The organism is Duncaniella freteri (genome assembly GCF_004766125.1).
Lineage (GTDB): Bacteria > Bacteroidota > Bacteroidia > Bacteroidales > Muribaculaceae > Duncaniella > Duncaniella freteri.
This window is the reverse complement of the sequence record NZ_SJSA01000002.1, coordinates 552,018-570,971: the sequence shown is the minus strand read 5'-3', so window position 1 is coordinate 570,971 and position 18,954 is coordinate 552,018. Positions and strand designations below refer to the sequence as shown.

Sequence of the window (18,954 nt, the reverse complement as noted above, 5' to 3'; positions counted from 1 at the left end):
TTTTCATAACTCTCCCCTACTCCCCCTCTTTTGATTTCACTATGCGTATCCCTTGGATTCCACTCCTCTTCTTTTTAGTAATAAGTGTTTTTTCAGACGTATACATATATAGAAGTCTGTGCCAAAGATTACGGAACAGGCTTCTTGGCAGCGTCCAATTATGGTCATCAGTCTTTTTTTATATTCTGTTGATAAGTGCTGTCTCTCTTCCTCGCCGTGAAGGTGACAATTCAATGTTGCTTTCCGTAATGTGGATGATGTATGCGTTCCTATCAGTTTATTTCGCAAAATATATATTTGTTGCTATTGATCTGTTAGCCAATATCCCACGCCTTTTTAAAAAGAAGAGGATCAGGCTTGTATCCATGCTTGCAACATTGTTGGCAGTTGTTGCATTCGTGGCTATGTGGTGGGGGGCATTGATCAATCGATTCAATATTGATGTTAAAGAAGTGGATATCCCCACATCCGATCTTCCAAAAGGGTTTGATGGATACCGTATAGTGCAGATATCTGATTTTCATACAGGAACTTATGGCAATGATACGACATTTGTGGCAAAGGTTGTTGATACTATAAATTCGTTGGATGCCGATCTGGTAGTGTTCACAGGGGATATTGTAAACTCTCGTTCGTCGGAATTAGCTCCGCATGTCAAACCGCTTAGCCGATTGAAAGCTAAAGACGGTGTATTTTCCATAATGGGTAATCATGATTATGGAGACTATGCAGATTGGCCATCAAAAGCGGCAAAAGATTCAAGCATACAATATCTTAAGGATCTTCAGTCGTCAATGGGATGGCGTATGCTCAATAATTCATCTGTAAAAATATTTCATGGCGGAGACTCTATAGCAGTCATTGGGGTTGAAAATATCGGAGACCATCCGTTTCCGATATACGGATCGTTGACAAAGGCATATCCTACACCGGAAGATTCGGTTTTCAAAGTGCTTTTAAGCCATAATCCTGCGCATTGGAACGACTCTATATCAGGTAACAGTAGAATAAATATACCGTTGACTCTTTCCGGACACACACATGCCATGCAGATGGAGATTGCCGGTGTGTCTCCTGCCGTATGGCGTTATTCAACCTGGGGAGGGTTGTATGCCGACGCCGACTCTGTTCACCGTATGTATGTCAACATAGGTGTGGGCACAGTAGGATTTCCCTCCCGCATAGGGGCAAATCCTGAAATAACAGTTTTAAAGCTAATTAAAAAATAGGTCTTAACATAATCACACACACAATTACTCATTCCGATGGTAAACGTACATGCTAATATAATCACCAAAGAATTTGGCAGTTATCTGCGTAAACATATCGCAGCGTGCTTGCGACTGCTTGACGAAGGTGCTACTGTGCCATTTATATCCCGTTATCGCAAGGAGGCGACAGGAGGAATGGACGAGGTGACAGTATATAACATAAAGAAGCGACATGAAGCTCTTTTCGAGATAGAAAAGAGAAAAGAATATATTCTTCAAGTGATCCGGGAGCAGAACGCTCTGACAGCTGAAATGGAATCAAGAATCGAGGAGACTCTTGACCCGGTAGTACTTGAGGACATTTTTTTGCCATATAAGCCGAAACGCAACACCCGAGCACAGGCTGCAAGAGCTCTTGGACTGGAGCCTTTGGCTAAAATGATAATGTCACAATCGTCCGAATCATCTCCCGAAATTATGGCAATGAAATTTGTCAAGGGTGATGTCAAGGATACATCAGAGGCATTGTCAGGGGCTTCTGACATTATAGCGGAATGGGTTAGCGAAAGTGAGAAAGCAAGAAGCATAGTCAGGTCACGTTATCAGCGTTCTGCCACCATATCATCAAAAGTAGTCTCCGGAAAAGAGACCGAAGGAGCGAAATATCAGAACTATTTCAGCTTTTCCGAACCGCTCCGCACATGTAACTCTCATCGTTACCTTGCAATCAGAAGAGCTGAAGAGGAAGGCATACTTAAGGTGAGCATTTCTATCGACGATGATGAGATGATGGATCGTCTGAACCGGATGTTTGTGCGCAGCACTGCATCCGCAGCTGTAGCAGGAGTCGTGAAGGCTGCTGTAAAAGATGGCTACAGAAGGTTGATGCGTCCTTCGATAGAAAATGAGATAGCCGGTGTGACAAAGGAGAAAAGTGATGACGGAGCAATACAGATGTTTGCCAATAACGTGCATCAACTACTTATGTCTCCGCCACTTGGACGTAAGCGCGTTCTCGCCATTGATCCCGGTTATCGTACCGGATGTAAGGTCGTGGCCCTTGACGAGCAAGGCAATCTATTGTGTCATGATGTGGTCTACCCCACTCCACCTGCAAACGATTTCGTTGGCGCGGGTGATACATTATGTTATATGGTTGACCGGTATAGGATCGACGCCATAGCTGTAGGCACAGGCACCGGCGGCAGAGAGACAGAAAGATTCCTACGCGATGTGGTGTTCCCTCGCCGCGTGCAGATATACATGGTCAATGAGCAGGGAGCTTCGATATATTCAGCATCAGATGTGGCGCGAGAAGAATTCCCAAATGAAGACGTGACAGTGCGCGGAGCAGTATCGATAGGCCGACGTCTGCTTGACCCACTTGCCGAATTGGTAAAGATTGATCCAAAAAGCATTGGCGTAGGTCAGTATCAGCATGATGTAAACCAGAATCGGCTCAAGGAATCTCTTGATCATGTAGTTGAGTCATGTGTAAATTCTGTGGGGATCAATGTCAACACTGCATCACGCCAGTTATTGAGCTATGTGTCGGGTATAGGTCCTACTCTTGCTGCCAATATCGTTAAATACCGTGCTGAAAACGGACCTTTTGCAACACGTTCGGAGCTTATGAATGTACCTCGAATGGGCGATAAGGCATTCCAGCAATGCGCAGGCTTCCTGCGTATTCCTGACTCCAAGAATCCTCTCGACAATACAGCTGTTCATCCTGAACGATATGCATTGGTCGAGCAAATGGCTATGGATGTGAATGCTGATGTTGAACGTCTTACCCGCGACAGGAATCTGCTTCATAAAATCGAACTTGACAAATATATAACCAAGGAAACAGGACTGCCGACACTGACTGATATAATACTTGAGTTAGAGAAGCCTGGTCGCGATCCGAGAGAGGCTGTAGAAGAAACCGTTTATGACGATAATGTCAGGAAAATCGGTGATCTGCATATTGGTCAGGAACTCAGCGGAAAGGTAAACAATATAACCGCATTCGGAGTATTTGTGGATCTTGGCATGAAGGAAAACGGTCTAATACACATCTCTCAATTGAGTGACAAATATGTGTCATCACCGTCCGAATTGGTGTCGATAGGTCAAAGGATCAAAGTCAAGGTGATTGATATTGATGTGGCACGCGGACGCATAGCATTAACAATCAAAGGAGTAAGTCAATCATAAATAATACCGTAATATGGATTATCCAGCATCCTGCACTATCGGATTGGGGAGCAATACTCCTGACAGGGAGTCGCAAGTGAATCAGGCTATAGAACATCTGTGTGGCTATCTGTCAAAATGCAGTGTGTCATCTATATACGAATCGGAGGCTTTCAATGGCAAGGATGCACCGTATCTAAATGCTGTGATTCATGGGATCTCACCTGTAGGCAGTGCCGCTCTTATAAAATATCTGAAAGAATGGGAATTGCTTCAAGGTCGAAACAAAAACTCAAAAGCAGAGGGAGTGGTCACAATAGACCTCGACCTTGTGATATATGATATGAGAATACTCCGCCCGAAAGACTTTGAACGTCACTACTTCAATAAAGGATATCGTGAGCTGCTTGCCAACGGTTCATTCCAGGATGAATAAAATAAGAAACAGAATATGGCTGTAATACTTAATATCGAAACTTCAGCAGCTTCTACTTCTGTGGCTTTGACCGCAGAAGGGATGGTACTCGCCCATCAGGAAGATATGGATGGCCGTAATCAGGCTGCATTGCTTAGTGATTATGTAAAGTATTGTCTTGATTTCGCTGCTGAAAAGGAAATAGCTCTTGATGCTGTGGCAGTTTCCATCGGACCTGGAAGTTATACCGGACTTCGTATCGGATTGTCTGAGGCAAAGGGACTGGCTTATGCCCTTGATGTGCCATTGATCGGAATAGACACACTCAAATTGCTTGCATGCCAGGTGATGTTCACTAAAGAAAATCTTGTGGGTGATGAAATTTTTGTGCCTATGGTGGATGCTCGACGTATGGAGGTGTACACCTGTGCCTATAACTTCTCACTCGAACCATTGATGGAGAGAATGCCTTTGATTCTTGACGAAAACTCATATGAGAATATTCTTGAGATGGGCAGGACTGTCCTGTTTTTTGGAGACGGAAGTGACAAGGCAAGGACTGTTATCAATGCGGTGAATGCTGAATTCATTCCTGATATACGACCTCTTGCCATAGATATGATAGCACTCAGTGAGCAGGCTTTTGCTCGTCGTGATTTCATCGATACCGCTTATAGCACCCCATATTATATCAAGGATTTCCAGGCGACCAAACCCAAAAAGAATATTTTTGGTGAAAGTTGTTGATTGTTGTAACATTGTGTAAAGTTCACTTATGAGCGAGGATTTCAGCAGATTGAGACTGAAATATCACGGAGATAAACGGATGCTTCGGGAGATATTGCAGATGGAGTGTCGCCATAAGTGCAGCAAAAAACTGTCAGCCACCCTGTCGGAGCTCCCTGATTTTGAATTTCCCTCAATAGCATTGGCTGAGATGTCGACATCAGACGATGTTGCAGACGTACATTCCTCAATGGTGAGAGCCGGAGACCGTATCCTTGACATGACAGCCGGACTCGGAATTGATGCATTGCATTTTGCGAAAAAAGGATGCGATGTGACAGCTATAGAGATTGACAAGGATGCTGCTGATGCACTATGCAATAATATCCGCTCTTTAAAGCGTGGCAATATACAGGTCGTTCATGGCGATTCCGTAGAATGGCTGAAAACAACCCAAGAGCATTTTGATGTGATTTTTATAGATCCGGCACGCAGGGATAGTTCTGGAAGACATTTTCTTTTCAGCCAGTGTTCACCTGATATTACTGCAATTCTGCCTTGCATGTTCGCTCGATGTGACAGGATTATAGTAAAAGCCTCACCAATGATAGATATCAAGTCGGCAATAGGTGAATTAGGCATAGGTAATTGTAATATCGTCGTGATCGGCAATAACAAGGAATGTAAAGAGGTGGTATTTGATATAGACCGAAATAACGCCGTTTACAATACCGAATGCGTCACAATAGGCAGGCAGTGCTACACTCTATCTGGCAAAGATACAACCACCAACCTATACGTAGCTCCCGAGCCAGGAAAGGTTCTTATGCAGCCCTACCCTGCCGTGATGAAAGGAACAGGAGGAAATATTGCCGGGTATGACAAGATGCATCCATTTACGCATCTCTATATTTCCGATGAGTCTATTTCCGCTTTCCCTGGATTACAATATAAAATAAAAGATGTTCTCCTTTTTAATAAAGAGAACATCCGAAGATTCAGGAACGATTATCCAAAAGTCAATGTCGTGACCCGAAATTTCCCATTGTCAGCACCTGATCTGGTCAAGAAACTGAAAGTTCGTGAAGGAGGTGACATCACAGTGTTCGGGGCGACTGTGTTTGATGGGTCCAAGGTGTTGATTGTAACAGAATCGCCTATACAACTTCAAGGTTAGCGTTAAGACGCTGACGGACTACCTCGTATATAGCGACACCAGCTGCTACTGACACATTGAGAGATCCGATATTACCGAACATAGGTATACCTACGCGAGTTTCACATTGATCAAGAGTTGCTTCTGAGATACCGGTGTCCTCTGCACCCATTACGAGTGCTACAGGTCCGGTATAATCACCCTCCACATAGTTCATATCGGATTTCTCTGTCACGGCGGCGACATTATAACCATTCTCTTTAAGGAATTTTACAGCCCATGCTGTTGATCCGACTCGGCATACCGGGATATGATGTAATGCTCCGGCTGATGTCTTTATAGCGTCACCGCCAACTGACACACTGCCATGTTGCGGAATGACGATGGCATCAACTCCTGCACATTCGCAAGTCCTGGCGATCGCGCCGAAATTACGCACATCAGTTATGCCGTCAAGCACTACAATGAAAGGGAGCATGCCAGCTTCATACAGTTCCGGAACGAGATGTTCAAGACGATGATAAGTTATCGCCGACATCATTGCGATCACACCCTGATGATTCTTGCGTGTAATACGGTTGATACGCTCCAATGGCACGCGCTGCATCACCACATGGTTCTGCCTGGCAAGTCCGATTAATTCTGCGGCAAGCTCCCCTTGGAGATCCTTGGCTATGAATATCTTGTCAATCTCTTTACCGGCTTCGATAGCCTCCATCACGGCACGGATGCCATATATGTAATCTGATTTTTCCATCTTGATGTGATTTTAACTGTTTAATAATGAAATGGCTGCTTGACGTGCTGCGTCATCAACCGTTGCTCCGCCAAGCATCTCGGCAATAGCGTTTACACGCTGTTCAGGCGTAAGCTGGTTTATACGGGTGTGGGTTGCATGGTCATCATCCTCTTTGTACACTCTATATTGCGTATCACCCTTGGCTGCAACCTGAGGTAGATGAGTAATGGTGGTGACCTGTATAGATTTGGATATCTCTCGCATCATAAGAGCCATACGATTGGCTACATCACCGGAGACTCCGGTGTCAATCTCGTCAAACAAAATGCTCGGAAGTGACATACGCGATGCTATTATAGTCTTTATGGAGAGCATAAGACGAGATATCTCGCCTCCTGACGCTGTAGCACCAACAGGCATTAAATTCTGGTTCTTATTGAATGCGACCATGAACTGAACGGAGTCAATTCCGGTAGGTCCCATATCAGCGGGGTCGACAACGACATCGACTTGAAGATTCTTCATGCCCAAAGGCATTGCCGTATCTCTCAGATGTGCTGAAAACTTCTTGGCTTCCTCCTTTCTTGAGTTGGAGATTTCGACCGCAGTCTCTTTTGCAAGGGCTTTAGCGCGGCGTGCTTCCTTCTCAAGTTCAGCTACCATATCGTCACTGTTGTCAAGCTCGCGAAGCTTTGCACGAAGATTATCACGCAGGATCAACAACTCATCCCCATTGTTCAGATGATGCTTATGGCAAAGAGAATAGATACTGTTAAGACGCTCCTCGACAGCTTCAAGTCTTCCGGGATCAGCCGCGAGTCGCTCATTTACATTTTCAAGAGAAGATGCAATGTCAGATATCTCAATTTTAGCCGATTCCAGACGTGACGGCACGTCATCCTCTTCCGATAGAACTCCATCCAGCTCATCGCAAGCATCGATGGCTGTGTCAATAAGATCGACAGCATTAGTGTCATCGCCTGTAAGAGAGGCGATCGCCCTGTCAAGTGCATTCTTTATAGCAGTGAGGTTAGTAAGTACCTCACGTTCATTCTCCAATTCTTCCTGTTCACCTTGAGATAGCGCAAGCTCTTCGAGCTGCTCCAGTTGGTAACGTGTGAATTCTTCATCCTCTTTACTTTTCTCCACGCGCTGTCTCATAGCCTTGAGGCGACGAACAGCGTCACGCAAAGAATTGTATCTTGAGGAGTACTCTTTGAGACGGTGTTCATTCCCGGCAAGTGTGTCTATCACCATGAGCTGAAATTCAGGAGTAGCAAGGAGCTGATTCTGATGTTGTGAATGAATATCTATCAGCCGCATAGCTACTGCCTGCAGCTTGGAAAGCGGCACAGGAGAATCATTGACAAAGGCGCGTGACCGGCCTGCCGGAGCGACTTCTCTACGTAGGATGCAACGCTCGTCATCCCACTCTATATCAGTTTGCAGACAATAATCCTTCAATGCATCGTAACCATCCACCGTGAACACAGCTTCAATTATGCTCTTGCTGGATGGGTCAGCTACCACACGAGAATCAGCACGTCCGCCGAGTATCAGGGACAGTGCTCCGAGTATGATTGATTTACCGGCACCTGTTTCACCTGTAATGACGTTAAATCCTTCATGAAACAGGATGTCAATGCGGTCAATCAGCGCGTAATTTGATATGTGAAGAGATTCGAGCACAATTATATGAGGATTAGTTATTTTTCAGGTTCTTTGATTTTTTGCAGCCTGTCATGTTCGGTAGGATATATCTCGGATAGTAATCCGAAAGCATGACGCCGTTCTTCGGCTGTGGATTTTGAATAGATATTTACAAGCTCATCAAGTTTTGCATCCTTGAACATCGATAGCCCTACCGACATAGGCGAGATTCGGTATATCTCCGTCAATATGTCAAGCGAACGGTCAATGGAACTTCGTCCCTTATCAGGGCTTACCGACATCTGATCAAGTCCTTGCATATGATAGGTGTAGTACAACTCACGAATTCTACGGACTGACTGATCTGTGAATGATGCAAGCACGGCGGAACGATTTTTGGTGTTCTCAAACGCTTTCCATCCGCTCTCACCTGATGACTGAGCCTGATGAACTATTGTTGCCACCTTGTCGAAATAAGGGTCTCCGCCATGTAATGAAAAACTGTCAAAATCGACTGCCAGAATAAGGTAGACATAGAAATTCAATATCTGGGTGAGCTGATTTTCCATCTGGCTCTCATTGTACACAAGCGGATCATTCTCAATGTAATTGAAATCGATTTTTGTGTCTCGAAAGTTTATCAGTGTAGTAGTGTATGATGAGTTATACACTGGACGTATCGCCTGGATCTGTAGATCCCCCACCATCTTTCCATCTGATGGATTATATTCGGAGATGGTAAAGAACATTGAGCATTCAATTCTTTCATTCGGTGAGAATTGTGTGGCAGTCCACTTATTGGTGTTCACATACTCATTGACAGCATTTTGCAGAGCCTCGAATACCGACTTGTTAGTGCCCTCAATCTGAGACGCGTTCACTTCCACACGGCAATTCAACTCCTGTGCTGTTGACGCAAGAGAAAATGCTATGAGCAGAGAGGCTATAAGTGAACGCATCGTGATTGATCAGACCTTTCCGAGAATTTTCAATATTTCATCTATGATATCACCGGCGACTTCCGATTTGTCTTTTAGCGGGAAATCTGTGCGAGATTTGTCCGACCTGATTATAGACACTTTATTGGTGTCAGTTCCGAAGCAAGCTCCTTTATCTCGCAGAGAATTGAGAACTATCATGTCAAGATTCTTTCTTGTAAGTTTTTCTGATGCATTAACAGCCTCATTATCGGTCTCAAGAGCGAATCCTACAAGCACTTGTTCCGGGCGTTTCTCTTTTCCAAGAGTTGCTGCTATATCAGGATTCTTCACAAGGGTTATTGTGGGAACATCCTGTTTTTCGCGCTTGATCTTATGATCGGAAGGATTGGCAGGTGCATAGTCAGCAACAGCGGCACACATTATAGAAATGTCGGATGTCGGGAACACTTTTTGGCATTCATCAAGCATTTCACGAGCTGATTCGACGCTGACCACATTAATGTTAGAGGATTTGGCGGATAGTGCTACCGGACCGGACACCAATGTGACGTTGGCTCCGCGCGATGCGCATTCCTCTGCCAGAGCATACCCCATCTTGCCGGAAGAATAATTTCCAATAAAACGTACCGGATCTATTTTCTCATATGTAGGTCCTGCTGTTATCAGAACACTTTTTCCGGAAAGGTCGGATGTCCTATCAAAATAGCGTTCAAGATACGCTAATATATTCTCAGGCTCCTCCATTCGCCCTTTCCCTTCCAGTCCGCTTGCAAGATAGCCGCTTGCAGGTTCGATAATATTGTTGCCGTATGATTTCAGAAGCGACAAATTGGCTTGTGTTGAAGGATGGCACATCATATCCAGGTCCATTGCCGGAGCTAAGAATACAGGACTTTTGGCAGAAAGATAAGTGGTGACAAGCATGTTGTCGGCAATTCCATGTGCCATTTTGCCGATTGTAGAGGCTGTTGCCGGAGCTATCACCATACAGTCAGCCCACAATCCGAGATCGACATGAGAATGCCACTCTCCGGTATTGGCGGTAAAAAATTCACTGACAACAGGCTTTTGGCTCAATGCTGAAAGAGTTACAGGTGTGATAAACTCCTTCCCTGCCGGAGTGATCACTACCTGCACTTCTGCACCAGCCTTTATAAACAGTCTGAGAAGCGACACGCTTTTGTAGGCAGCTATGCCACCGCATATGCCTAATACGATATGTTTTCCTGCAAGTGAACTCATTTGATTCTAAGCCGTATGCGGGTGAAACAATCCTTGGTGTTCTGTGCAAAGTCACTCTTCATTATCCAGTCATAGTAGCTCGGTTCCTTACGTAGTATCTCCTCCGCTATTTTGCCTTTGTACTTACCGAAGTTGATCACCTCCTTATCATCATCATTATATATCAACCGCCCCATAAAGTCGACATTACGGTTCATCTGAGAGAATTTGCTTAATTCCTCAATATCATTTGGGAGATCATCATAATGGTCGAGCTGCGATTTAAGCACTTCGAGAGTAGCTCTGGTATCTGCATTGGCGGAATGTGCACCATCAAGTTCCTTTCCGCAATAGAAACGGTATGCCGCAACAAGGGTGCGCTGTTCTTTCTTGTGAAAGATCGTCTGAACATCCACAAATCGAGCCTTTGAGAAATCGAATTTAACACCTGCACGCTGAAACTCCTGATCCAACATAGGGATGTCAAATCTATTGGAATTGAATCCGGCAATGTCACATCCTGTCATCTCATTGGCAAGGGATCGGGCTATCTGACGGAACATAGGTTCATTGGCCACATCTGCATCAGTGATATGATGCACAGCTGTAGCCTCGGCAGGAATGGGTATACCAGGATTCACTCGCCTCGTTTTCTCAATTTCCTCTCCTGACGGAAGAACTTTTATCATAGATATCTCCACGATGCGATCGTGCATGATGTCTATGCCTGTGGTCTCAAGGTCAAAGAATATTATTGGCTTCTTTAAATTGAGCTGCATTGTTTTACCAAAATTAGAATTCCTGTACATTCATAGGCATGAGCAGCATTGTGAGCTTAGTGTCAGCCTTATCCTCGGTAGGAACAATCACAGCAGGTCGGGATGGATCCGCAAGACGGAAGATAATGTCGTCGGTCCAAAGCACTGATGCAAGTTCAGTAAGATAGCTTGAGCTGAAACCTACAATCATCTCATTGCCATTGAATTCTGCTTCAAGAGTCTCGTAGCCTGAGGTATTGTATTCGTTGTCGGATGCCTTGATGGTAAGTTTGTCAGGTGTTACGCGGAACTTTATGAGTCCATGACCCTCATCTACAAAAAGACTCACACGGCGAACCGCGGTTGTGAACTGATGACGATTGATAGATAAGGTGTAAGGATTGTTCTCAGGAATCACGCGTGTATAATCCGGGAAGCGACCCTTTACAAGACGGCTGTCAAATGTGAATGTATCAGTCTCGAAAGTCACTCCGCGCTCAACGTCAAGAGTAACTGTGACCTCTTCATCTTTACTGAACACTGAACGGAATACATTTGTGGACTTGTTTGGAAGGATGAACGACCCTTCCACTCCTGCCTGAATGCTCTGATCCTCAAATTTCACAAGTTTGTGAGTGTCAGTAGCAACAAACACAAGACGATCAGGCTTGATGTCCCAATACACACCTGTCATCTGGGGACGCAACATATCAGTACCTGCGGCAAATGCTGTGAATTCAAGTCCACGAAGAAGTGACGCTCCGGAAGTCTTGAATGTCATCGATCCTTCCTGAGGCGTCTTTTTAAGATTGGGGTATTCATTCCCGGGAAGACCCATGAACTTGTAGGAGCCATTAGGATGAGTCATCTCTATCGAGAGAGTGGAGTCGTTGACATTAAAATTGAGTTCCTGTTCAGGCATGACTCTCAGCAACTCTACCACTCGGCGAGCATCTATACAGAAATCACCTTCACCATCCACATCCATGATAGGGATTCTGGCACACAGGGTATTCTCTCCGTCACAAGCAGTGATAGTGAGCGTATTCCCTTTTATCGAAAAGAGAAAGTTGTTAAGGATAGTAATCGCATTCTTAGCATTGATCACCTTGCTCACTGCGGAAGCAAACGAATGAAGCGTCTTGCTTGGTACCGTAAATTTCATATTTCAGTAGTGTTATTATTGACAAAGCGTGAAAAAGGCATGCCTTTTAAATCACAAAGGTAGACATTTTTTAGATAATGTGCAATACGGTATTTTCAACACTTCGGAAATGCCCCGGAATAAGATAAAACAATAATGACAACACATCACATAACTAAAAAATTACCTCTATGCATTATTGTCAATAGTGATATTTTTTACTAATTTTGACGAAGAATCCGCCGAATGTGCAAATAATGTGAACTTATTGAGTCAAATGATGCAGGTTAATTGTTCCAATCATAATGACACATTTGGCGTCACTATCAATATGAAGCACTATATCACGATCATTATAATGCTGCTCGTTGCAGCTATGTCAACATCGGCTGCGACACGCAGACCAAAGAAAAGAAACAAGAAGGCACCCAAAGTCACTCGCGTGGTAAAAGCAGATCCACGGACATCCGGTCCATTTGTGGTGCGCACTGATGCCCCAGAGGCTCCTTATGGTCTTGACGGCATAAATATCGCATTGTGGCCAAGCCACGGACGCTATTATGATGTAAAGGAGGAACGCTGGATGTGGCAGCGTGGCAGGCTGATGGGTACAGTGGAGGACCTGTATTCCCAAAGCTATGTCTATCCATATCTTGTGCCTATGCTTGAAAATGCCGGGGCATATGTTATGTTGCCGCGAGAAAGAGACACATCCACAATCGAGGTCATAGTGGATGCTGATGGAGGTGAGGCTCAAAACGGATATTCCGAAAAGAATGGCAGCAAAATGTGGAGTGATGCTGTTGGAGTTAAAGGCTTTGGCTATGTTGACAAAATATTATCAGGCACTGATAACCCTTTCAAAAAAGGGACCTTAAGAAAAGCAGCTACAGTAAACGACATAAAAAAGGCTTCTTCTGCCTCTTGGACTGCTGATATTCCTGAGGAGGGAGAATATGCCTTATATATCAGCTATGCATCTCTTCCAGAAAGTGCGCGTGATGCCCATTATACAGTAAATTCGCTCCGCGGCTCAGAAGAATTTCAGGTCAACCAGACTATGGGTGGAGGAACATGGGTCTATTTAGGCACATTCCCATTTGCACAAGGCAAAACAACCGTAGTGGAACTGAATAACATTTCGAATGAGAACAACAAGGTAGTGACTGCCGATGCCATCAAGATTGGCGGTGGAATGGGCAATGTCAGACGCGGTAGCGGAATGTCAGCCGATATAAGCGGGTACCCTAGATTTACTGAAGGTGCGAGATACTGGTTGCAATGGGCTGGAATGCCTGAAAGTGTCTATTCCATAACCGGAGGAGAGAGTGACTACGAAGATGACTACAAAAGCCGTGGGATGTGGGTCAACTATCTTGCCGGAGGTTCTAAGTCATTGCCTGGACAGAAAGGGCTCGGGATACCTGTGGACCTTTCATTTGCTCTTCACACCGATGCCGGAACTACGTGTGATGATGTCACCACTGTAGGAACTCTCCCTATTGTTTCCACTGCCGGCTCACTGGGCAACGGTAAAAGCAAGAAAACGTCGATGACATATGCCAATATGGTTACCGATCAGATTATCGATGACATATGGCAACTGTACGATCCTCAATGGACACGCAGGAAACTACGCAACAGATCATACCATGAGGCACGTGAGCCATTGGTACCGGCTATGCTCCTGGAACTGTTGAGCCATCAGAACTTTGCAGACATGCGTTATGGTCTCGATCCGAACTTCAGGTTCGATGTGAGCCGAGCAATATATAAAGGGATGCTTAAGTATCTGCACAAGACCTCCGGGACTCCTTATATAGTGGAGCCTCTTCCTGTTAAGGATTTTTCAATCAAAGGTCAGGATGGGAACTACACTCTTTCCTGGATCCCGACCGATGATCCTCTGGAACCCACAGCAAAGGCTAAATATTATATTGTATATGAAAGGATAGATAACGGAGCATTTGTGGAGCTTGCCATAACCGATGACACTTATCTGTCTGTCACTCCGAACGACAATAGCATATACAGCTACAAAATTGTCGCAGCTAATGATGGGGGTCTTAGTTTCCCATCTGAAATACTTGCATTGTGCGATATTCCAGGTGGGAAAGACCAGGTGACAATAGTCAATGGTTTCACCAGAGTGTCCGGTCCTGCCGAAATATATCGTGACGGACATATCGGATTCGATTATGAAGAAGATTATGGTGTTCCATACATAAAGGATATACTTTTTACAGGTGCCCAGACCGAGTTCCGTCCTTCTGAGCCATGGAAGTCAAATGACGCTCCTGGTCATGGGGCAAGCAGGGCGGTATACGAGACAGAGATAATAGCCGGCAACACTTTCGATTTTGTGATGCTTCATGGAGAGGCTGTAAAGGCGGCAGGGCATTCATTCGTGTCATCGAGTGTAGGCGCATTCATAAAGTCGATAGATCATCCTCATATAATTGACCTAATACTTGGCAAGCAGAAAGAGATAACAGTAGGAGCCAATAGCAAGCTCCGATATAAACCTTTTTCATCGGAGCTAAAACAAAGGCTTCGTGAGATGTGTGATGCAGGGAGTTCATTGTTTGTCAGCGGAAGTTATATCGGCTCAGACCTCTTCGACAACAAATATAGCATGACGGCGGTTTCTCAATCAGACAGGGAATTCGGACACAGCATTCTCGGCATTGATTGGCGACAGGCTAAAGCGACAATAACCGGGCAGGTCACTGAAGTGAGATCGCGTTATCCCCAGTTCAACGGCAGGTTCAAATTCAACTTCAACCAGCAACTGTCATCCGACTGTTATGCCGTGGAATCACCGGAGTCATTCAATCCGGTGTCGACAAATGACGGAGCTGTGATATTACGCTATAGTGAAAATGATTATGCAGCCGGAACTGCTTATGCCACAAACTCGCATAAAGCCGTTGTGATCGGTTTCCCATTTGAGACAATTCTTGAAAAGGATGCTCGGGAAAAACTGATGCGACAGATACTTGACTTCTTCACAAATCAGACTGAAACCTTATCTGCCCGCGAAAAGCTAAAGATAGTTGTCGGCACATTGCTGGCTCCTGAAGAGGAATACTCATTGCTGCCTGGAGCATTCGGTGCTGAGGATTGGACCTCAGGGATCAAGGAGTCGGCTGAATTGGCAGAACGAAGCCCACACAGAACAAGAAAAAGAAAATCTTAAATATAATACCAACTCATTAGACACCTACTTCTTGCAATGGAAAAAGACAATATCAGGCATTCATTGTTGTCATCTTACCGGATGCGCCTACTGGCATCCGGTGATGAGGAATATATTATAATCCCATTGAGCAGTTGTGCATATGTTTTTAACCACAACGGTCTCGAAAGGATGCGAAAGGTTCTTGAACAGTCCAACGCTCCATTTATTTATAGCGACTATATCGAGCAAGGTGAGCTACGTCGACTCATACCATGGCAGGAAGGATCATTACGCGATGACTTTGATTTTGGAAAAATTGTATTGGTGAAATCAGTGGAAATGAGGAAGGCTATCGCACAAATGAGTGACGATTTCGAAGCAGCCGGATGGTATGACCTGCGTCTTCGTCTCACACGTAGGAATGCTCCGATATACTGTCCTGAGCCATTATACACAATCGAAGAAAAAACATTATCAGATGGGTCTGAGGAATCACATTTCGCATATGTAAATCCACGTAACCGGACATCGCAAATAGAGATGGAAAAGGCGGTCACCAACCATCTTAAGGCGATAGGAGGATATGTCAGCATAAAAGATAAAACCAAGGTTGACATAACCCAAGGAATATTCCCGGTCGAGGCAAGTGTGATAATCCCGGTAAAGAACCGCCAACGTACCATCGCTGACGCTATAGAATCAGCGTTAAGTCAAAATACCGATTTTTCATTTAATGTTATCGTTGTAGACAATCGCAGTGACGACGGCACGTCCGAAATACTTTCTGAATATGCTAAAAAGTCCCCAAAGGTAAAAACAATAAGCACATCTCGCCTGCCATATCATTACATTGGCATAGGAGGATGTTGGAATCTTGCGATAAGATCTGAATATTGTGGACGTTTTGCTGTTCAGCTCGACAGCGATGACGTATATAGCGGCACCGACACCTTGCAAAGAATCGTAGATACGTTCCGTTCGCAAGGATGCGCAATGGTTATCGGGTCGTACACGCTCACTGATTTCAATCGCAATATTCTGTCTCCCGGACTTATCGATCACTCCGAGTGGACAGATGAAAACGGAACCAACAATGCACTTCGTATCAATGGGCTCGGAGCTCCTCGTGCATTCTTCACGCCAATAGCACGTGAAATAGGTTTTCCAGACGTTTGTTATGGCGAAGACTATGCCATGGGATTGGCTATAAGTCGCAAATATCTTATAGGAAGAATATATGAATCCCTTTATTTATGCAGAAGATGGGAGGACAATACCGACCATGCATTAAGCCGTGACAGGATCAATAACAACAATTATTATAAGGATCACATCCGTACACTTGAACTTAAAGCACGACAGTCATGCCAGAGATAATAGCGGAAAACAGATTGGAGGAATCACCATGCGATCTGTTCAATAAACAGCTTGACGAATGGCAGCTGTTTATCGCCAATTATAATAAATACCGTGAAGCCTGTTTTGGTAAAATCATCTTCGATAATGTGCCATGGAAAGCAGGAAAGATTTTATTGAATTACAGGAAAGGATCCATAACTGCTGATCTAAAGGCAATAGGTAACGGCGAAAGACCATGTTTCCTATGCAAGTCGGCACGTCCTGAGCAGCAACGCTGGATTGACTGGGAAGATTACGAAATACTTGTGAACCCCTACCCTGTTTCATCTATTCATTTTACAATTGCATCCAAGAAGCATGCACCACAAATTCTTGATGACAGAATTGTGGATATGGTAAAGCTCACAAGAATATTCCAAAATGGATGTGTGTTTTACAATGGTGCAAAATGTGGTGCGTCAGCTCCTGATCATATGCACTTCCAGGTTGTTGACACAGCTATATCTGATAACTTCACTTCTGATCTGAAATGTTTTGATGAGGGACCAGCGATAGGTGACAGCAAGATATATATGCCTCACGAGGATACTACGCCATTTGGCTACTACCTTATGGAAATCAACTCTGACAAGGACATAATTCCGATATATAAAACAGTTGTTGACAGCCTACCTGTCAATGGTGATTCCCCTGAACCTATGATGAATGTAATCGCATTCAGGATGGGAGACACGACGCGTGTCGTGGTGATACCTCGTAAAAAGCATCGACCGTCAATCTACGGCTCAGAAGCTGGAATGATGCTGATCAGTCCGGCATCGATTGAAATGACCGGAACATTTATCACATCCCGACATGAAGACTTCGACCGTCTGGATAATGAATTAACACAAATGATCTATAATGAGGTCGGCTATACTCACGATGAATTTATGGATTTTAAAACTCGGTTGCAATCATGAATGAGCCATATGTATCAGTAGGGGTTTTGTCAGGTAAATCCATTAAATTCACATTAAAAGGTATATATTCAACCGATGATGTTGCGATTGTGACTGGCGAACAGGAAGCTACGCTGTCGGATTCCGGGATTGCCATTGTATGGAACGGGAAAAATTACACCTCAATAGAATTCACCCCGACATCATATGATGGTGACTCCTTTGAATTGGAGGATGTTGTAATCGGTGTGGATTTCCATTGGCAAAGGAAAGAGAGACAACAGTTCAGAGGCTCTATACGTCTAATAGTTTCTGATGGGAATCTCACAGCTGTAAATATAGTGAAAGTAGAGGATTATCTCATCTCAGTAATCTCAAGCGAAATGAGTTCAACCTCCTCTCTGCCGCTTTTACGTGCTCATGCTGTCATATCGCGGTCATGGTTGTTGGCTCAGATGAGACATCGCAGCACTCCTCGTGTTGACTCTTTTAGACGAAGTGACACAGAGATCACACGTTGGTGGGATCATGATGACCATAACGATTTTGATGTCTGTGCTGACGACCATTGCCAGCGTTATCAAGGTATATCCAGAGTAAAAGGCTCAGCTGCCCATGAAGCTGTTGATGACACCTGCGGAATGGTCCTGATGTTTAACGGCGAGTTGTGCGATGCGCGATTCTCTAAATGTTGCGGCGGGGTGTTCGAGGAATTTAAATCTTGCTGGGGGGATATACACCTGCCCTATCTTGTAGCGGGACGAGACACTGTCAACCCTGTTAAATATCCCGACCTTACAGAAGAGAATGAGGCAAGAGAATGGATATTATCTTGTCCGGCATCATTTTGCAGTAACAATGATGAGCACATCCTTTCGCAGGTCCTTAACAATTACGATCGTGAACGCAATGATTTTTACCGTTGGACAGAAGAGATTACTCAAGAAAAGATAATAAGGCTTCTAAATGAACGCAGTGGTATAAATGTCGGAGAAGTAATTGACCTTATACCGTTGCAGCGCGGCACGTCAGGACGCATAATCCGGTTACGAATTATCGGAACTGAAGGAGAAATCGTGATTGGAAAGGAACTTATGATAAGGCGTACTCTTTCTGAATCACACCTGCTCAGTTCGGCATTTGTTGTCGACCGGCATTTTAAAGATGGAGGCAATGTGCCTGATTCGTTTATCCTTCATGGAGCGGGATGGGGTCACGGAGTGGGTCTATGCCAGATCGGAGCTGCTGTAATGGGAGAAAAAGGCTACACATTCGATGAGATTCTACGGCATTATTATCCTGTGGCATCAATTGTAAAATTATACTGAAAA

The 18,954-nt window shown here is 44.5% G+C and carries 15 protein-coding genes; 9 read left to right on the top strand and 6 right to left on the bottom strand.

Annotation, left to right across the window (positions count from 1 at the left end):
- The first annotated feature begins 365 nt into the window (after positions 1–365).
- The 5 genes from EZ315_RS12585 to EZ315_RS12565 are packed head-to-tail and all read left to right on the top strand — an operon-like array spanning position 366 to position 5,710.
- On the top strand, positions 366–1,229 hold the full coding sequence (locus EZ315_RS12585) for a metallophosphoesterase (protein ID WP_170957544.1): 864 nt from the start codon (positions 366–368) through the stop codon (positions 1,227–1,229).
- A gap of 36 nt (positions 1,230–1,265) precedes the next feature.
- Positions 1,266–3,413, top strand: a complete 2,148-nt coding sequence (locus EZ315_RS12580) for a Tex family protein (protein ID WP_135472380.1) — start codon at positions 1,266–1,268, stop codon at positions 3,411–3,413.
- A 13-nt stretch (positions 3,414–3,426) separates the two neighbouring features.
- Positions 3,427–3,828, top strand: coding sequence for a 2-amino-4-hydroxy-6-hydroxymethyldihydropteridine diphosphokinase (locus EZ315_RS12575; protein WP_135472379.1), 402 nt, complete (start codon positions 3,427–3,429; stop codon positions 3,826–3,828).
- A 15-nt stretch (positions 3,829–3,843) separates the two neighbouring features.
- Complete coding sequence (gene tsaB / locus EZ315_RS12570) at positions 3,844–4,554, top strand: tRNA (adenosine(37)-N6)-threonylcarbamoyltransferase complex dimerization subunit type 1 TsaB (RefSeq protein ID WP_135472378.1); 711 nt, start codon at positions 3,844–3,846, stop codon at positions 4,552–4,554.
- 28 nt (positions 4,555–4,582) lie between these two features.
- A complete protein-coding gene (locus EZ315_RS12565; RefSeq protein WP_135472377.1) occupies positions 4,583–5,710 on the top strand; it encodes a class I SAM-dependent methyltransferase in 1,128 nt (375 codons plus the stop codon).
- Here EZ315_RS12565 and rlmB read toward each other — a convergent pair.
- Genes rlmB through dnaN form a run of 6 tightly spaced genes read right to left on the bottom strand, consistent with a single transcriptional unit; the run spans position 5,691 to position 12,163 of the window.
- On the bottom strand, positions 5,691–6,446 hold the full coding sequence (gene rlmB / locus EZ315_RS12560; protein WP_135472376.1) for a 23S rRNA (guanosine(2251)-2'-O)-methyltransferase RlmB: 756 nt from the start codon (positions 6,444–6,446) through the stop codon (positions 5,691–5,693). The genes EZ315_RS12565 and rlmB overlap by 20 nt on opposite strands.
- 12 nt (positions 6,447–6,458) lie before the next feature.
- A complete protein-coding gene (recN, locus tag EZ315_RS12555; RefSeq protein WP_170957543.1) occupies positions 6,459–8,117 on the bottom strand; it encodes a DNA repair protein RecN in 1,659 nt (552 codons plus the stop codon).
- Between the two features lie 17 nt (positions 8,118–8,134).
- Positions 8,135–9,037 (bottom strand): type IX secretion system protein PorD, encoded by a 903-nt coding sequence (gene porD, locus EZ315_RS12550; RefSeq protein ID WP_135472374.1) that lies wholly within the window; start codon positions 9,035–9,037, stop codon positions 8,135–8,137.
- Between the two features lie 9 nt (positions 9,038–9,046).
- Positions 9,047–10,261: a bifunctional phosphopantothenoylcysteine decarboxylase/phosphopantothenate--cysteine ligase CoaBC gene (gene coaBC, locus EZ315_RS12545; protein ID WP_135472373.1), complete on the bottom strand. Its 1,215-nt coding sequence runs from the start codon at positions 10,259–10,261 to the stop codon at positions 9,047–9,049.
- Complete coding sequence (locus EZ315_RS12540; RefSeq protein WP_135472372.1) at positions 10,258–11,019, bottom strand: 3'-5' exonuclease; 762 nt, start codon at positions 11,017–11,019, stop codon at positions 10,258–10,260. Before EZ315_RS12540 ends, coaBC begins: the two co-directional genes overlap by 4 nt.
- Positions 11,020–11,032: 13 nt before the next feature.
- A complete protein-coding gene (dnaN, locus tag EZ315_RS12535) occupies positions 11,033–12,163 on the bottom strand; it encodes a DNA polymerase III subunit beta (RefSeq protein ID WP_135472371.1) in 1,131 nt (376 codons plus the stop codon).
- Positions 12,164–12,473: 310 nt separating this feature from the next.
- On the opposite strand from dnaN, the gene EZ315_RS12530 reads away from it, so the two are divergent.
- The 4 genes from EZ315_RS12530 to EZ315_RS12515 are packed head-to-tail and all read left to right on the top strand — an operon-like array spanning position 12,474 to position 18,951.
- Positions 12,474–15,341 (top strand): golvesin C-terminal-like domain-containing protein, encoded by a 2,868-nt coding sequence (locus EZ315_RS12530; protein WP_135472370.1) that lies wholly within the window; start codon positions 12,474–12,476, stop codon positions 15,339–15,341.
- Between the two features lie 36 nt (positions 15,342–15,377).
- Positions 15,378–16,700: a glycosyltransferase family 2 protein gene (locus EZ315_RS12525; RefSeq protein WP_135472369.1), complete on the top strand. Its 1,323-nt coding sequence runs from the start codon at positions 15,378–15,380 to the stop codon at positions 16,698–16,700.
- Entirely contained in the window at positions 16,688–17,644 is a 957-nt protein-coding gene (locus tag EZ315_RS12520; protein ID WP_135472368.1) for a DUF4922 domain-containing protein, read from the top strand. Before EZ315_RS12525 ends, EZ315_RS12520 begins: the two co-directional genes overlap by 13 nt.
- Positions 17,641–18,951 (top strand): SpoIID/LytB domain-containing protein, encoded by a 1,311-nt coding sequence (locus EZ315_RS12515; RefSeq protein ID WP_135472367.1) that lies wholly within the window; start codon positions 17,641–17,643, stop codon positions 18,949–18,951. The genes EZ315_RS12520 and EZ315_RS12515 overlap by 4 nt, the downstream gene beginning before the upstream one ends.
- The last annotated feature ends 3 nt before the right edge of the window (positions 18,952–18,954 follow it).

Bases quoted from the DNA above. Each gene is read 5' to 3' on its own strand.
- EZ315_RS12575 (WP_135472379.1), top strand. From the start codon at position 3,427: ATGGATTATCCAGCATCCTGCACTATCGGATTGGGGAGCAATACTCCT.
- EZ315_RS12540 (WP_135472372.1), bottom strand. From the start codon at position 11,019: ATGCAGCTCAATTTAAAGAAGCCAATAATATTCTTTGACCTTGAGACC.
- dnaN (WP_135472371.1), bottom strand. From the start codon at position 12,163: ATGAAATTTACGGTACCAAGCAAGACGCTTCATTCGTTTGCTTCCGCA.
- porD (WP_135472374.1), bottom strand. From the start codon at position 9,037: ATGCGTTCACTTATAGCCTCTCTGCTCATAGCATTTTCTCTTGCGTCA.
- coaBC (WP_135472373.1), bottom strand. From the start codon at position 10,261: ATGAGTTCACTTGCAGGAAAACATATCGTATTAGGCATATGCGGTGGC.
- EZ315_RS12515 (WP_135472367.1), top strand. From the start codon at position 17,641: ATGAATGAGCCATATGTATCAGTAGGGGTTTTGTCAGGTAAATCCATT.
- EZ315_RS12520 (WP_135472368.1), top strand. From the start codon at position 16,688: ATGCCAGAGATAATAGCGGAAAACAGATTGGAGGAATCACCATGCGAT.
- EZ315_RS12525 (WP_135472369.1), top strand. From the start codon at position 15,378: ATGGAAAAAGACAATATCAGGCATTCATTGTTGTCATCTTACCGGATG.
- tsaB (WP_135472378.1), top strand. From the start codon at position 3,844: ATGGCTGTAATACTTAATATCGAAACTTCAGCAGCTTCTACTTCTGTG.
- rlmB (WP_135472376.1), bottom strand. From the start codon at position 6,446: ATGGAAAAATCAGATTACATATATGGCATCCGTGCCGTGATGGAGGCT.
- EZ315_RS12530 (WP_135472370.1), top strand. From the start codon at position 12,474: ATGAAGCACTATATCACGATCATTATAATGCTGCTCGTTGCAGCTATG.
- EZ315_RS12565 (WP_135472377.1), top strand. From the start codon at position 4,583: ATGAGCGAGGATTTCAGCAGATTGAGACTGAAATATCACGGAGATAAA.
- EZ315_RS12580 (WP_135472380.1), top strand. From the start codon at position 1,266: ATGGTAAACGTACATGCTAATATAATCACCAAAGAATTTGGCAGTTAT.
- EZ315_RS12585 (WP_170957544.1), top strand. From the start codon at position 366: ATGCTTGCAACATTGTTGGCAGTTGTTGCATTCGTGGCTATGTGGTGG.